The following is a 15,491-nucleotide window of genomic DNA, read 5'->3' as shown; positions in this document are numbered from 1 at the left end:
CGACAGCGGCAAGATCTGGGCCTCGGTGCTCAAGGAGGCGATCAAGCGCCGCCGGCCCGATTTCAGCGAGAGCTACTACGGCTTTCGCACCTTCGGCAACCTGCTCGAAGAGGCGCAGGCGCGTGGGCTGATGGAGTTTGGGCGCGACGAGAAGTCGGGCGCCTATGTGTTTCGCAGCCTGGGCGGTGGTGGTGGGAGTGGGCCCGGCCCGGTGGGCGATACCGCCGCATCCGCAGAACGCCAGGGCAGCCAGCGCCATGATTTCCATGCCGTGGCGGCGCTGCCCGACACGCCGGCCGAGGGCGGTGGTGGTGGCCGGGGTGGCCGCGGCCGTGGGCGCCGGGGTGAAGGGCATGCGCGGGCAGGGCTACCGCAGCACGGCGAGGTCCGCCAGGACATGCTGCATGCCGAGGACCATGCTGCCGAGCCGGGCATCGAAGAGCACGACGACGATGCGCAGCCGGACGAACCCGTGGTGAGCCGGTATTTCAGCCAGCCGGCGCCCGCCGCGATGCCGGTGCACGTCGAGGCGCAGCTTGATGTGGCCGAGAGCAGCGCCGATGCGGATACCGATACGGATGCTGCCCCCGCCGTGGTGGAGCCTGCCCAGGCCGATGCAGCACAACAGGCCCCCGCACCGCGCAGCCGCCGTGGTGCCGCACCGCGCAAGAGCACGGCCGGCCGCGGCAAGGCCGCTGCAGCGGCAGCAGCGCAGCCCGACGTACCGGCCGACGGGCCCGCGGCGGCTGCAGAGCCCGAGGCGGCCGCGGCACCTGCTGCCAAGGCGGCAGCGCCCCGCGCACGCAAGCCGCGCACTGCGGCGGCAGGAAAGGACGCCAAGGCCGGCAAGTAGGCATTGGCCCCAGGCAGGGCGCAACGCAGCGCTGTGCCAGTGCATGGGACTCGCGTGTTGGCTGGTGTATCTATCGTAGGCAAAGGCCCGTAGCTGCTGTATTTCGCTCATTGGCGCCTGCCGGCCCGGCAGGCGCTGGGCCATCATGGCGCCGTGGCATTTGCCACAGGGCCATTGCGAAATACAACAGGAGAAGATCGCATGCATTCAACGAAAGGAACAACACCGCTGCTCACGCAGCTGATGGCCGTGGCTGCCCTGACGGCCCTGTCCGCCTGTGGCGGCGGCGGCGACGACCGCGCCACCTACACGCTGGGCGGCATCGCGAGCGGCGTGCCCAGCGGGCGCCCCCTGGTGCTGGCCAACAATGGCGGTGACGAGCTGTCCGTGGCGGCCGACGGTGCCTTCACCTTCGCCCGGCCGCTGGCCGATGGCAGCGCCTATGCGGTGGCCGTGAAGGCGGCACCCGCCGGCTCTGGCTGCGTGGTGCGCAATGCGGCCGGCATGGTGGCCGCCGCAGCGGTGGACACCGTGGCGGTGCGCTGCGCGCCGCTGGCGACGCTGTCCGACGGCCCCTGGGAGCAGGACCAATGCCAGCCCGCAGCGGGTGGCAGCGGTGTGCGGGAGCTCTGGAATGTGGCGAGCGATTCCAGCGGCTCGCGCCCGGTCGGCCGGGGCACCGTGACCTACCGCAACGAGCAATGCACGGGCGTGGGTGTCGCCGCCTCGGGCGCGCTGAGCAGTACCTTCTGGTTCCAGCAGGAGCGCACGGAGGCCAACGCGGATCTGTCGGCTTTCTGGGGCAAGCGCCAGACCTTTCCGGGCGGGCTGCTGAACCCTGCCGTCTTCACCCCCGTGGTGCTGGTGCGCAAGGCCAATCACCTGTGCCTGCTGCAGGACACCTCTACGCCGCCGGCCTTCCCGAACCTCGCTGGCCTGGCGGCGCATGTGAACGCGGCCATCGCCGCGGGAAGGTGTTACACGCCCCGGTAGCCTGCACAGGCGGCCTCGTGTGCGGATGCGCAGTGCCGTCGGCGTGGCTGGCGTTGTGCAGGCGCAGCAGTCTGCCTGAAGCCGTTTCCTCCACCCGGAACGGCTGTGGCTTGCGTCTGGCCTGCAGCGATTTCGGCAGATTTTCTCTTCAACGGATCCCACTCCGGACGCTAGCGCCGGTAGCCCGACAAGGCCACCACCTGCTCGAGCAGGCCGCGTGCCGCAGCCTCGCCCTCCAGGCTGTCGGTAAGGGCGATGGTGCCACCGTTCTTGAGTTGGGCCAGCAGCCGGTACCAGGCGGTCTCGCGGCCCCTGTGCTCGGTGGTTTGCTCGTGCTGCAGCACGAGGCGCTTGACCATGCCGGGCGGCACCTGGTGGCTGTGCAGCGGCAGGCCGAGAAAACGGCGCCGCACGCGGATACCGCGCTCGTCCAGCTCGGCCTGCAGGCTGGTGGTGATGCAAAAGACGCTGCTGGCGGCAAAGGCCACCCCCGCCATGCCGAACACTGCGGCGAAGATGCCGGCGACCGAGTCGCCGCGTTCCATGAACCACCCCACCCCGATGGCGACGGCGAGAAAGGCGCTGCCACCGGCCAGCGCGCCGATGTGCCGCCCCAGGTCTCGCCCGTAGGGCAGGTGCAGGCGCACGCCGCCGGGCACCTGGTGCAGCCAGACGTTGCCGTACTGTCGGGGCAGGCCGGGCGCGTGCTCTCCGGTCTTGCCGCCCGCCTTGCCCTCGGCCATGTGGCCAGGGCCGTGGCTGGGCGCACGGTGCAGCCGCAGCGCAAAGAACAGCAGCCCCAGGCCGCTGCTGCCGAAGACCAACGCCAATCCGGCATGGACGGCGAGCAGTTCCCAACGCAGTCCGCGGTCGATGGTGGCATCGAGCGGGTTGGCGGGGTTGACCCAGATGCGCACGGGCTCGCCGCGCTGCAGGTGCTCCATCAGCGTGCGTGCCATCGTGGCCTGGTAGCTGCCGATGTTGTCGCTGCCGCGCGAGATGCCCACGCGGTGGCTGGTGTATTCCTCACCCCCTACGGTATAGCGGTAGGTGGCCGTGGCTTCTGTGGTGGCACCGCCCCGGCTGCCGGGGCGCACCGCCAGCCGGGCCGCCACAAGAGTGGCCTGCGCCGGCTGCCAGCGCGACATGCGGGTCCAGTCGCTGAGCGCGGGCCAGACCCCGGTGATCAGCAGCCAGAAGGCGATGGCGATGAAGGGCAGCCCGAACAGGCCGAACCACCAGGCTGCGGCGCGGCGTTGGGGTGGGGAAATGTTGTCGATAGCAGGCATGCGGGCGGCGCGGCAAGTACAGAAAAAGCCATCGCGGGGGCGAGGGGGGCTGATTCTGCGGGTGATCGCTGCACCGGGCAACTGCATGGCCGGGTGTGTGTTGGGTTCCTGCTGCAAGCGGTATGGCGGCCAACGGAAAGGCGGTGGCGCGTGCCGCATGGCGGGCCGCGCCCGGGGGGAGCTGGGGCTGGGGCGGGGCGGCTGCCCATTTCACGCGCCAAGCCAAAAAAGGCGGGTGGACAGCGCGCGTTGGTGCGCGCCGTCCACCCTCCATATTTGCAGGAGCGGATTCAGTCGAAGCTCATGACGTTGCGAATGGAGCGGCCCCCGAGGTCGTTGTAGGTGACGCCCAGTTCGCCTGTGGTGGGTATTGCCAGGTTCTGGGGCGGCACGAGAATGCTGGCGCTGAACGAGGTGGCGTTGGCGGCGGGGTAGGTCGTGCGGTCCAGGCGCACGTTCGGGAACGCCGCAGACGCGCTGACCCGGCCCTGCTCGAAGATGTAGCCGCTCTCCAGGCGCAGCGGTGTGCTGGCCTTGGCCGGCTTGACCACGGTCACCTGGATCGCGGCTGCCGTCTTGTTGCGCAAGGCGGTGGCGATGTCCACGGGGGTCAGCGACATCGTCGCATTGGGGTAGTTGGCCGTGGTGCCGGCAGCCAACGCAGCAGCGCTTTCAGGCAGGGCGCCAAGGCGGGCTTGGTAGGTGGCGATGGGAGTCTTGCCGGCCTGGCCATTCACGGTTTTCCAGCCATCGTCGGCGTACACCTGGAGCGTGTAGGTGCCTCCCGCTGCAAAGCCCAGCGCAGCGAAGGCCCGGTCCAGCGCCGCCGCATCGGTGTTCTGCACGCGCACCGCGTTGATCTCGGCACCATTTTGCGTGCAGTCGGCAACGGCGGCGTCGGCCAGGCCGGCAGAGCCGGCGGTCCAGCAAATGCGAAAGGCATCTTCTGGCACGGGATCGAGCGAGTTGCCGGGCTTGCCTGCGAATTCAGGCGCCGTGGCCAGAATGCGGGGCGACATCAGCTTGTAGGCGCCAGGAATGCCGGGCCCGGAGACAGTGGCGTAGGTCGCCTTGGCGCTGGGGTCGGTCACTATGAAGCGGACCTCGTTGCGAAAGCGTACTGCGGGAGATTGGGGCGTGCCATCGGCCAGTTTGAAGCGGTTGTATACCGTGCTGAGGGACGCGAGGCTGAAGCCGACGATGCGTTGATTGCCCAGCAGCCGCAGGTCTTGCGAGGTCTGGGGCATGGCGCAGGCACCCGCCGCGGTGGAGGTGCCGGCCGAGCTGCCCTGCACCAGGGTTTCGGTGATGCTGCGCTGCACCATGCCATCGGCGAAGCCGAGGTTGTAGCGCACGTCGATCTCGCGGCGCGCGCTGCCATCGGCATTGGTGGTGTTGCGCTCGGCCATCACCTCGATGTCGGTGCGTCTGGCGCCTACGCGCCGGGCAAGATTGGCGCGCACGTCGGCGTCGGCATCGAAGCGCGCCACTTCGCTGGCGCGCGTCGCACCATTGTGGAAGTAGCAGGTATCGTGGTTGGCATAGGCCTGTGCGCCGGTGGCGGGCAGGCCGCTGGCGTACAGCGCATCCTGCGCGGCCATGAAAGCTGTGACCTTGGCCTGCGTCTCGCTGGAGATGCAGCTGCCGGGGTGTACGCTGCAGGCAAAGTCGGCCAGTGCGCCTACCGCCTGCAACCGGTTGCCTGTGGCTGGCCCCAGCACGTAGATGGTGCTGCCCTCTACCCCCAGGTAGTTGCCGGTGGAGTACGGACCGCGGAACGTGAAGCCGGTGCCCGCCACGCTGGTCAGGGAGCCGGGGAATGCGGCGGGCAGGGCCGTCTGGGCCCAGTCGAACAGCTCGTTGGCGGTGGGCGTGCGGGGGGCAGCCTGCAGGGTCAGCGGGCTCAGAGCGAGCATGGAAAGGGCTGCCGACAAGGCCAGCATTTGGGGCTTGGAATGGTTTTGCGTTGACACGGTTTCTCCTTTGGGTGGGCTCTGGCGATGCAGCGCTCTCCCAAAATGTATGCAACGGTTACCGGATATTGAATGATGCAAATGCATCATTTTTGTGCGCCTGGAGTGGACGCACAATGGGCCCATGCAAAGCAAGTCACACTGCGCAAGAGGGCCGGTCACGCATCCACCTGCCGCAGCTCCTCGATGAGTGCAGCAATGCTGTTGACTTCCAGTTTGCCGTAGATGGCCTGTATGTGGTTGCGCACCGTGGCGGGCGCGCGGCCGAGCTCTGCCGCCACCTGCTTGTGGGTGTCGCCCTTGGCCATGAGCCGGGCCACCGCCAGTTCCTTGGGGGTAAGGTCGTCGGCCCGACAACGGGGGCGGGTGCGCAGGAACAGGAGGCCGCGCTCGGGGTGGCAGCTCATCACCCGGTGGCGACCGCAGAAACGCGACTGCCCGCTTGCAAAGTGCCGCACCACCACGTCGGGGAGCGCCGGTGGCTTCCAGTGCGCCCATTCGGTCCGCAGGGCCTCTTCGAAATGGGGATCTGCATGATGAAGGATGCCACGCGTATCGGCAATCGCCGATCCCGAGAGAGGTGCCAGGGGATGGTGAAGCCGCTGCAGATGCAGGATGCGGTTGTGCTCCAGCGCCTGCTGCAGGTGTGGCGCGATGGCAGCCAGCAGCTGCCGCTCCTGTTCGGTTCCGTGGGCATCGGGGCTGGCCCGGAACAGGGTAACCCAGTGGGTAAATCCAGTATCCGGGTTCAGGGCCGAGGTGATAAAGAAATTGCGCTGCTCGAAACGCCTGCCGTAGTCCAGAAGCGGACGCTGTGAGGCGGCCGCAAAGCACGATGCGGTGTTGAACGACAAGGTGGTGGACCCGCGCCTTGCGACCTCGGCGGCGGCTGTGTCCAGATGCTTGAGGGCTTCGTAGGCCACCAGCATTTCCTGCGGCTGCTTGTGCAGGTGGATGGTGTGGATGTTGATGCCCGACACGCCGTGGGTGGCCGTGCCCCACATGGATGAATCGAACGCCAGCCGGCCGCGCACCCACTGCAGTGCGGCGTCCTGGAACTGGTCCATGGGGCTTTCCAGTGACAGCCGGTACAGCGCCAGCAGCATCTGACTCAATTCCTCCTGGGCCTTGCCGAGCATGTGGTCGCTTCTTATGACGTGGTGGACGAAGGATGCCCATGCACCAAGGGTGCACATGTAACAGCTCGCTACATTGTCTGCGCCCCGTCAGTGGCCGGCCATCCCTCGAATGGGTGATGGGGCTGTGCAGGCAAGGCGGGCCACCCGCAGCGATAGCCTGGCCGTTTCAAGCCATGTCGGGCTGCGTGTGGTGGCCTGGGCCTGCAATCAGGCTGTAGCCCTGCCTGCTAAGCAGGAGCGGATAGCAACCCAGCGCAGTCAGCACCAGCCCGCGCTCCCCCCGCGCCGCCCCTGGGTGGACATGCAGGGCGCCCTGCCATACATCGCAAAACCTCCGCGAAAAAGATAGAAACGACAAAATCGCGCTTGTAACGATGATTTGTAATGACTTTCGCAGAGTCGCGCCCTATTGTGGGGAGAGAGAGCAAAAAATATTGATGAAAATGATAAAATCGTTTACACTCTCTCCATCAGTCCTGGCCGCGATGTGCTGGCATCGGACGTCCCTTCCTCAATCGCGTGAAAACTATGAACCGTCTCTCCATTGGAACCCGCCTGGGCCTTGCATTTGGCCTGGTGCTGCTTGTCACTGCATTGATCACCATTGTTGGCATATGGCGCCTTGCCGAACTCAAGGATGCCAGCGAACGCATCGCCAACGTGGAACTGGAGCGCAACGCCCTGGCCCACGACTGGAAGGCTGCCATCGACTTGAACTGGGTGCGTGCCTCGGCGTCGCTCAAGTCCGGCGATGCCGGCTTTGTCAAGGCGCTGGGCACAGACATGGCCGCCACCTCCGAGAAGGCCAGCGGGGCCCAAAAGCGGCTGGAAGAACTGCTCGCCGAAGACGCCAAGGGCAAGCAGTTGCTGGCAGAGGTGGGCAAGACCCGTACAGCCTATGTCGGCGCGCGAGCGAAACTGTTGGAGCGCAAGAAGGCGGGAGAGGAGGTCTCTGCCCTGGTGGACAGCGACCTGCGGCCGTTGGCTGAACAGTACCTGCAGTCCCTGGCTGCGGTGGCCAAGTACACCGAGGATCAGCTCAAGGAGTTCGAGCAGCAGATCATCGCCAGCACTGCCTCGAGCCAGTGGGCCCTGGGTATCGCGGCGGCCGTCTCCATGGTGCTGGGTTCGGTGTTTGCCGCCTGGGCCACCCGCTCCATCACCGCCCCGGTGATGCAGGCGGTGCAGGCCGCGCAGCAAATCAGCCAGGGCAATCTGGCCATCGGTATCTCAGCCCAGGGCCGCGACGAAATGGCCCAGTTGCTGCAGGCCCTGTCGGCCATGCAGCAGAGCCTGGCGGGCGTGGTGCGCCATGTGCGTGAGGGGTCCGAGAACGTCTCTACCGCGTCCTCCGAGATCTCGCAGGGCAACAACGATTTGTCGGCGCGCACCGAGCAGCAGGCCAGCGCCCTGCAGCAGACGGCAGCCTCCATGGAGGAGCTCAACGCCACCGTCAAGCAGAACGCGGACAACGCGCGCCAGGCGAACCAGCTGGCCATGAGCGCCTCGAACGTGGCCGTGCGGGGTGGCGAGGTGGTGGGCCAGGTGGTGAGCACCATGAAGGGCATCAACGACAGCAGCCACAAGATTGCCGACATCATCAGCGTGATCGACGGAATTGCCTTCCAGACCAACATACTGGCCTTGAATGCTGCCGTGGAAGCAGCGCGTGCTGGCGAGCAGGGCCGAGGCTTCGCCGTGGTCGCTTCGGAAGTGCGCAGCCTGGCGAGCCGCTCGGCCGACGCGGCCAAGCAGATCAAGACGCTGATCAGCGACAGCGTGGAACGCGTCAGCCAGGGGTCTGCGTTGGTTGAGCAGGCCGGTGCCACGATGACCGAGGTGGTGGGTGCCGTGCGCCGCGTGACTGACCTGATGGGCGAGATCAGTGCTGCCAGCACCGAGCAAAGCCAAGGGGTGTCGCAGGTGGGCGATGCCGTCACACAAATGGACCAGGTCACGCAGCAAAACGCGGCACTGGTCGAAGAGATGGCTGCAGCCGCCAGCAGCCTCAACCACCAGGCGCGCGACCTGGTGGAGACGGTGGCATTCTTCAGGCTGTAGCAAGGCCTGCGGCTGCGGTCCACAGGCGGCCACTTTCTCCGTGGCCGCATCCGGCAGCTGCAAGGCGCGGTGCCTTGGTCAGCAGTTTGCCAGCGGGTTCTCAGCGGCGCAGTGCGACGGAGGGAAAGTCCACCGGCACTGCGAACGCTACGTTCACATAGTTGGTGAACAGGTTGAGTGCCACGTGGGCGAGGATCTCGACCACCTGGCCATCGCTGAAGCCGGCGCCGAGCAAGGCCTGCACATCAGCTTCTGACACCTGGCCGCGCGCCTCCACGAGCTTCAGCGCAAAGGCCAGGGCAGCCGCGGTGCGCGGGTCGTCGGACTGGCCGGTCTGCGCGGCGCCCATCTCGGCGGCGCTGGCGCCGGCCTTGCGGCCCAGGGCCGTGTGCGCAGCCAGGCAGTAGTGGCAGTCGTTGCGGTTGGCGACCGCCACGGCGATCTTCTCGCCGAGTTGCGCGTCGATGCTGCCGCCGCCCAGGGCGCCGAAAAATCCCCACATGGCGTTGAGCGCGGCGGGCGATTGGGCCACCGTGCGGAACATATTGGGCGTGGCGCCAAAGGCGCCGTGGATGGCATCGAGCGTGCCGGCGACGCTGGCGGGGGCGGATGCGCGGTCGATCAAGGGGATGCGGTTCATGGTGATGGTTCCTTGGTTGAGGTAGGTATGGTTACGGGACGGGGGAAATCAGCGGTTCACTTTTCCGGGCAGGGACAGGTCGCCCGAGGCGACCTTCATCACATCCGGCACGCACAGCAGTGGCGCATGCACGCTGGCGTTCACGCGCAGCGCGGCGGCCACGCCGTCGAACGAGGCGGCCTGCACGGCGCCGATGTCGTCGAAGGGCACCTTGACCTCCAGCGTCTGGCCGCTGAAGTTCGGGTGCCAGCCGGGGCTGTCGATCAGGATGGGCAGGCCGGGCCAGGTCTTGGGCAATTTCGGCTTGGCGCCCTCGGGGATGTCCACCACCTTGAGCTTGCCCTTGCCGCAGGCGTCGTCGGGCTGCAGCACCACCCAGTGCGAGTGCCAGACATCGCCATCGTTGGCGGGGTTGCCGTCGCCGTTTTCGTCGAACAGCGGCGTGTCGTCGAAGTCCGGGTGCGAGGTGACGGCAAAGGCCAGGATGCCGGCCTTGGGCTCGAAGCCCACGGTGGATGGGTCCAGCGTGGTCGGCCAGACATACGAGAACACCGTGCTGCCAGCCAGCTTGCCCGATTTGGCGGGCTTGGTGGCGCCGGCCTTGCCCGACACGGCCACATGGAAGATGGCGGTATTGCCATCGGTGCTGATGCGGGTGTGGAAGATGTCGAAGGCAGGCTTGACCTTGGGCGCCGGTGCGGTGCGGATGCCGCCGGTGTGGGCGTCCTTGGCGCTGGCCTTGTGGTGCGCGTCGTGGGCGCTGGCGCTGCAGGCCAGAGCGGCCAGGGCCAGCGCCGTGGCGCTGCGGGAGAGAAGAAGGGTGCTTCGTCGCATGGCTGACTTTCCTTGTGTGGTGTCGATGGGTGCTTGTCGCGGCGTCTGCGTTGGCTGGTTGCTGCAGGAACCGTGGAATGAAGTTTCCTCCGCGGTGCCGTAAAATATGGCGCGTTGAATCCATGAAACATGCCATTTCGTCCTGATTGCTCTGCCAGGCCATGAGTGCACCCCTGCCGCAACCCATCGACCGCCTGTCCGCACTGCTAGAGCGCTTTCGCCTGCGTGCGCACCTGTTCCATGCCGGGCCGCTGTGCGGGGTGACGCACTTCGCGGCGCAGCCGGGGCGGGGCTTTCTGCACGTGCTGCGCAGTGGCGAGATGGAGGTGACGCACCGCGCGCGTGGCGTCAAGCGCCGGCTGCAGGTGAGCGAGCCCACGCTGCTGTTCTACCCGCGCCCGCTGGCGCACGACTTCCACAACGCGCCGGTGGACGGAGCCGACTTCGTCTGCGCCACGCTCGATTTCGACGGCGGCGACAGCCACCCGCTGGTGCGCGCGCTGCCGCCCATGCTGGCGCTGCCGCTGCGCGAGGTGCAAGGCCTGGAGCACACGCTGGCGCTGCTGTTTGCCGAGACCGAGCGGCTGCGCTGCGGCCAGCGCCTGCTGGCGGACCGGCTGTTCGAGGTGCTGGTGATCCAGCTCTTGCGCTGGCTGCTGGACCACACGGGCGAGACCGAGCTGCCCGCCGGTCTGCTCACCGGCCTGGCCGAGCCGCGCCTGGCGCGCACCCTGGTGGCCCTGCACGAGCGGCCTGAGGCCGACTGGACGCTGGACACCATGGCGGCGCAGGCCGGCATGTCGCGCAGCGCGTTTGCCGCGGCCTTCCGCACCCATGTGGGCCAGCCGCCGGCGGACTACCTGGCCCAGTGGCGCATGGCGATTGCGCAGACCCTGCTGCGCCAGGGCACACCGGTCAAGTCCGCGGCCGACCAACTGGGCTATGCCAGTGCGTCATCGTTCTCGCGCGCGTTCACGCAGGTGGTGGGGCAGGCGCCGCGAGTGTGGGTGCAGGGGCTGCAAGGATGAGCCGTGGCGCCGGTGCGCCACGGTTCCAGGCGGATCGAAAAAGCCTTCCGAAATATGTGGTATCCATTGATTGCTTGAGATAATTTTCGTTTCATCGCGTGGTGTGCTGCGAAATCAGTTGCTCCCTGCCCGGGGGCGAAATGGGACGGTTTTGCAATGCTGATGCACTCACGAAATCTTTTTGCAATGCAAAACGTCTAGGCTCTTTGGACAGGCAACGAATATGAACAGAACTCACGACGCAGCGGACAAGGGTGTTGCCTTTGTTGATTCTTCCCTTGCCGGATATCACGACATCATTGCCTCCATGCCGATGGGGATTGAAGTGGTAGTACTGGATGCCGCCCGCGATGGCCTCACGCAGATGGCCGAATGGGCGGCCGGGCATGCGGGCTACAGTTCCATCCATCTGATCAGCCATGGTGCGCCCGGCTCCTTTCAGATCGGGCAGACCACCACCGATGCCGCCAGCCTTCAGCGTCAGGACACGCAGGACAATCTGCGGAAAATCGGGGGAGCCCTTGCCGAGGATGGCGACTTCCTCATCTATGGATGCTCTGTGGGAGCAGACCAGCACGGTGCCGATTTCATCCACCGGCTCCAGGAGCTCACCGGGGCCGACATCGCTGCTTCGCAGAACCTTACCGGCAGCAAGGCCCTTGGTGGCGATTGGGTGTTGGAGCGGGCGGAGGCGGTGGAATCCCAGGTGCTGGCGTTCGAGGGCTATTCGTTCGCCCTGCCCAGCTACACCATGACTTCGTCGACAACGCTGACGCTGACCAATGGGGTGCAAGATCTCCTCTACATACCAAACGGCTTCTATGTCAGCGGCGGTAGCTATGCGAGCGGGGCATTCAGCATGCCCAATTCTCCCGTGATAACGGGGTTCAATGCCGGCGAAGACTTTATCGATCTGCGTGACGTGGCGGCTCTCAGCGGAGTCACTGTTGATTTCACTACCAACTTCGTCGATGAGCAGAACCTTGAAAACTTTGTAGGCTACGACAATCTCTACACCAGTTACAACCCAGCCGGGCAAGGCGGTTTCTACAATTCCGGCAATACCATCCAAAATGGCGCGGCTACCGGCATTGTGGTGGGGTATGGGTCCGGGTATTTCCCCGCGGTCTACATGTTTTTCTCGGGAACGGTCGGAACCCTAACCGCGGCCAATTTCCTGCTGCCAGGCCAGTCGCTGGGCCCCTCGGCACCGCCCGCGCCTTCCGTGACCTCCGGCAGCGACAGCGGCACCGTGGGCGACGGCATTACCAACGACAACACGCCTACCGTGACCGGCACCGCCGTGGCCAACAACACCGTCAAGCTCTACGATACCGATGGCACGACGCTGCTGGGCACCACCACGGCAGACAGCTCGGGCAACTGGAGCATCACCAGCAGCGCACTGTCCGACGGCACGCACAATCTGAAGGTTTCCCAGACGGACTCAGGCAATGCCGTCTCGCCCTTGAGCGCGGCGCTGGTGCTGAAGATTGACACGGTGGCCGCCGCGCCCACGTCATTGGGAATGTCGGCCGGCAGCGATAGCGGCACCCTTGGCGACGGCATCACCAATGTCGGCACGCCGCTGATCACCGGCCAGGCCGAGGCCCTTGCCACGGTCCGTCTCTACGACAGCGATGGCAACACGTTGTTGGGCACGACCACGGCCAACGGCTCGGGCGCCTTCTCCATCACCAGCAGCTCGCTGGCAAGCGGCGCGCACACGCTGACAGTCAAACAGACCGACGTGGCCGGAAACGTATCGGTGGCATCGTCGGGCTTCGCGTATGTGCTCGATACCATCGGCCCGGTCGGCATGGCCCTGAGCACCACCAGCGTCATGGCGGCTGCGGCCACCAACGGCAGCACGGTCGCCACGCTTTCGGCCACCGACATCACGGCCGTCACCTACGGCTTTGCCACTGGCAATGGTGTGATCGATGCGGACAACGGCAAGTTCACGATCTCGGGCACCAGCCTGGTGGCGGCCCAGAACCTGACTGCCGGCGACTACCGCATCTACCTGAAGGCATCCGATGCGGCTGGCAACGATGCCTTCCAGATATTCACGATCAACGTCACCGATGCGCCAAGCGTTGCCTCCATAGTGCGGGCGGCAGGGGCGCCGGCAACAGTGCAGGGGACGGCCACGTCGGTCGACTACACCGTAACGTTCACTGCTCCCGTGACTGGTGTGGATGCGGGTGACTTCGAATTGACAACCACAGGCTCTGCGGGGGGCTCCATTGCCAACCTCACGGGGTCCGGGGACACCTACACCGTCAGCGTCAATGGCCTGTCGGGCGACGGCACCCTGCGCCTGGACCTCAAGGGCAGCGGCACGGGCATCCAGAACGGTTCGGCCGTCGGCATCGCCGGGGGTTACACCGTCGGCCAGCAGTTCACGCTGGACCACACCGCCCCCACCACCACGGGGAGCACGCTCGCCTTCTCTGCCGACACGGGTGCCAACACCAGCGACCTCAAGACCTCCGCCGCCAGCCAGACCCTGTCCGGCACGGTCAGCGCGAACCTGCTGTTCGGCGAGGTGGTGCAGATCTCGCTGAACAACGGCGGCACCTGGGTCGATGCCACCGCCGCCGAAGGCCAGACCACCTGGACCCTGGCAGGCCAGACCCTCGCCGGCAGCGACACCTTCAAGCTGCGCGTGGCCGATGCGGCCGGCAACCACGGGACCGAATTCACCAGCAGCTACGTGCTGGACACCACAGCGCCCACACCCACCCCAGGGGCCGCCACCCCCGCGGACAACGCCACCAGCGCCTCCATCACGGGCGCCATCGTGCTGCCCTTCTCCGAAGCGCTGAGCGCAGCGGACAGCAACACCAGTTCGGTGGCCTTGCGCGACGTGGCCACCGACACCCTGGTGGCCGCCACCGTCACCATCAACGGCAGCGGCCAGCTCGTCATCACGCCCGCAGCGGCCCTGTCCCCGGCAACCGCGTACTACGTCAATTGGGCCGCCGGCGCTCTCAAGGACGTGGTGGGCAATGCCGCAGCCGCCGTGGTCAATGAAACCACCTACAACTTCACCACCGCCGCCCCACCGGACGAAGGCCCGGGCCCCACGCCGCCTGGCCAGTCCACGGTGGATGGCACCACGGTGCAGACCGGCACCACCACCAATGCCAACGGCAGCACGACCACCACGACCACCGTGACCCCCGTGCCCGCCAACCGGCCCGAGGACCCCAACACGCCCAACAACCAGTTGGCCGACATCCCGCTGGCCAGCGCGAGCGGCGACACGGTGCTGCAGATCGGGCTGCCGGTGGGCATCGGTGTGGCATCGAGCGAGACCGCGGGCAACAACCTCACGCTGCGCGACAAGCTCATCGGTGCCAGCCAGCCGATCTCGCTGCCGGCGGACTTCACCCAACTGCTGCAGTCGGGCATCGACACCTTCGTGCCCGGCGTACAGGACCAGGGCCAGGTCACGGTGCGCACCCTCACGCTGACCACGGGCGCGGGCGTGACGGCGGCGCCCGGGCAGCCCATCGTCATCACCGGAGGCAATGGCACGGGCGAGGGCGATGCTGCCCACCCGCAGCGCCAGGAGGCGCTGGTGATCGACGCGCGGCAACTGCCGCCGGGCACCGTGCTGCAGTTCGACAAGGTGGAGTTCGCCATCGTCATCGGCGCCGTGCGCGTGGTGGGGGGCGTGGGTGCGAACTTCGTGGTGGGCGATGGCGCGGCGCAGTTCATCGTGCTCGGCCCGGATGACGATGTGCTGCGCGGTGGCGGCGGCAACGACGTGGTGGGCAGCAAGGCCGGCAACGACAAGCTGTACGGCGATGAAGGCAACGACCGGCTGGTCGGCGGCATTGGCAACGACCACCTGGAAGGCGGCGCCGGCAACGACATCCTGGTCGGCGGTGCGAGCGATGCCGGCAACTGGCGCTTTGCGCTGGGAACCGACCGCACGCTGCACGCCAGCTTCAGCTCTGTGGAGCCGGTGCTCAGCGAGCTGACGCAGGGCACCATCGTGGGCAACTGGCAGGGCGGCGTGGCCATCGACCCGCGCCTGGCCCTGGCCTACAACCAGGACTATGCCCGCCTGGAGACCACGGCCCTGCTGTTCCAGGGCCTCACGGGCCAGTTGCCGACGCTGCAGACGCAGAACGGCCTGTCCAGCCCCGAATGGACCAAGGAAGTGCTGCTGCAAAGCGCCTGGAACTGGTACGAGAGCACCCTGCCGGCCGGCGCCAGCACGGCCGACAAGGCCAAGGCGCTGATCACCCAGACGGTGGGGGCATCGCTGGCCAGCGCGCAGAACGTGCAGATCGCCGTGGACTTCCTGGGGCAGGGCGGCACCTGGACGCAGGCGCTCGACTTCCTGGTGCACCTGCCGCAGGTCAAGAACGCCATCACCACCCAGACCTCCTCGGGCGCGCAGTTGAACCTGGTCCAGACCAGCACCATTGCCGAGAGCGGCTGGAGCGGCGACAGCGGCAACGACACGCTGCTGGGCGGCGCGGGCAACGACGTGCTGGTGGGCGGTGGCGGCAGCGATGTGCTGGACGGGGGTGAGGGCACGGACATGGCGGTGTATGTGGGGCTGCTGCAGCACTACAGCTTCAGGCTGCAGAGCGGCGCCAACGGCCAACAGGAGGTGCTGGTGCGCCACATCCCGAGCGGCGATGTCGATACGCTGCGC

Annotated in this window: 10 protein-coding genes and 1 pseudogene; 6 read left to right on the top strand and 5 right to left on the bottom strand. The window is 66.9% G+C overall.

The window, feature by feature from the left end; translation table 11 throughout:
• Positions 1 to 853 (top strand): OST-HTH/LOTUS domain-containing protein (locus ACK59X_RS06735; protein WP_409956120.1); only part of this gene is annotated, 853 nt, incomplete at its 5' end.
• Between the two features lie 201 nt (positions 854 to 1,054).
• The gene (locus ACK59X_RS06730; RefSeq protein WP_409956119.1) at positions 1,055 to 1,846 is read left to right on the top strand and encodes a hypothetical protein; all 792 of its coding nucleotides are present in this window, start codon (positions 1,055 to 1,057) and stop codon (positions 1,844 to 1,846) included.
• Between the two features lie 170 nt (positions 1,847 to 2,016).
• On the opposite strand, the gene ACK59X_RS06725 is transcribed toward ACK59X_RS06730, so the two are convergent.
• The 3 genes from ACK59X_RS06725 to ACK59X_RS06715 all read right to left on the bottom strand — a co-directional run bounded on the left by ACK59X_RS06725 (position 2,017) and on the right by ACK59X_RS06715 (position 6,304).
• Complete coding sequence (locus ACK59X_RS06725; RefSeq protein ID WP_409956118.1) at positions 2,017 to 3,135, bottom strand: DUF3592 domain-containing protein; 1,119 nt, start codon at positions 3,133 to 3,135, stop codon at positions 2,017 to 2,019.
• A 290-nt stretch (positions 3,136 to 3,425) separates the two neighbouring features.
• The gene (locus ACK59X_RS06720; protein ID WP_409956117.1) at positions 3,426 to 5,108 is read right to left on the bottom strand and encodes a hypothetical protein; all 1,683 of its coding nucleotides are present in this window, start codon (positions 5,106 to 5,108) and stop codon (positions 3,426 to 3,428) included.
• Between the two features lie 158 nt (positions 5,109 to 5,266).
• Positions 5,267 to 6,304, bottom strand: coding sequence for a response regulator transcription factor (locus ACK59X_RS06715; protein ID WP_409956116.1), 1,038 nt, complete (start codon positions 6,302 to 6,304; stop codon positions 5,267 to 5,269).
• 471 nt (positions 6,305 to 6,775) lie between these two features.
• On the opposite strand from ACK59X_RS06715, the gene ACK59X_RS06710 reads away from it, so the two are divergent.
• The gene (locus ACK59X_RS06710) at positions 6,776 to 8,308 is read left to right on the top strand and encodes a methyl-accepting chemotaxis protein (protein WP_409956115.1); all 1,533 of its coding nucleotides are present in this window, start codon (positions 6,776 to 6,778) and stop codon (positions 8,306 to 8,308) included.
• 100 nt (positions 8,309 to 8,408) lie between these two features.
• Here the strand turns inward: ACK59X_RS06710 and ACK59X_RS06705 are convergent, their stop codons facing one another.
• Positions 8,409 to 8,948, bottom strand: coding sequence for a carboxymuconolactone decarboxylase family protein (locus ACK59X_RS06705; protein ID WP_409956114.1), 540 nt, complete (start codon positions 8,946 to 8,948; stop codon positions 8,409 to 8,411).
• 48 nt (positions 8,949 to 8,996) lie between these two features.
• A complete protein-coding gene (locus tag ACK59X_RS06700) occupies positions 8,997 to 9,782 on the bottom strand; it encodes a hypothetical protein (protein ID WP_409956113.1) in 786 nt (261 codons plus the stop codon).
• 161 nt (positions 9,783 to 9,943) lie between these two features.
• On the opposite strand from ACK59X_RS06700, the gene ACK59X_RS06695 reads away from it, so the two are divergent.
• From ACK59X_RS06695 to ACK59X_RS06685, 3 genes and pseudogenes are all read left to right on the top strand, one after another.
• Entirely contained in the window at positions 9,944 to 10,810 is an 867-nt protein-coding gene (locus ACK59X_RS06695) for an AraC family transcriptional regulator (protein WP_409956112.1), read from the top strand.
• A 223-nt stretch (positions 10,811 to 11,033) separates the two neighbouring features.
• Positions 11,034 to 11,465: pseudogene (locus tag ACK59X_RS06690) on the top strand (DUF4347 domain-containing protein); the annotation flags it as partial.
• A gap of 570 nt (positions 11,466 to 12,035) precedes the next feature.
• Positions 12,036 to 15,491, top strand: a 3,456-nt coding sequence (locus tag ACK59X_RS06685; protein ID WP_409956121.1) for a beta strand repeat-containing protein, incomplete at its 3' end; no start/stop codon positions are given.

This window comes from Acidovorax sp. (assembly GCF_046339755.1).
In the GTDB taxonomy this organism is placed as follows: domain Bacteria; phylum Pseudomonadota; class Gammaproteobacteria; order Burkholderiales; family Burkholderiaceae_C; genus Acidovorax.
This window is presented reverse-complemented; position numbering and strand designations above follow the sequence as displayed.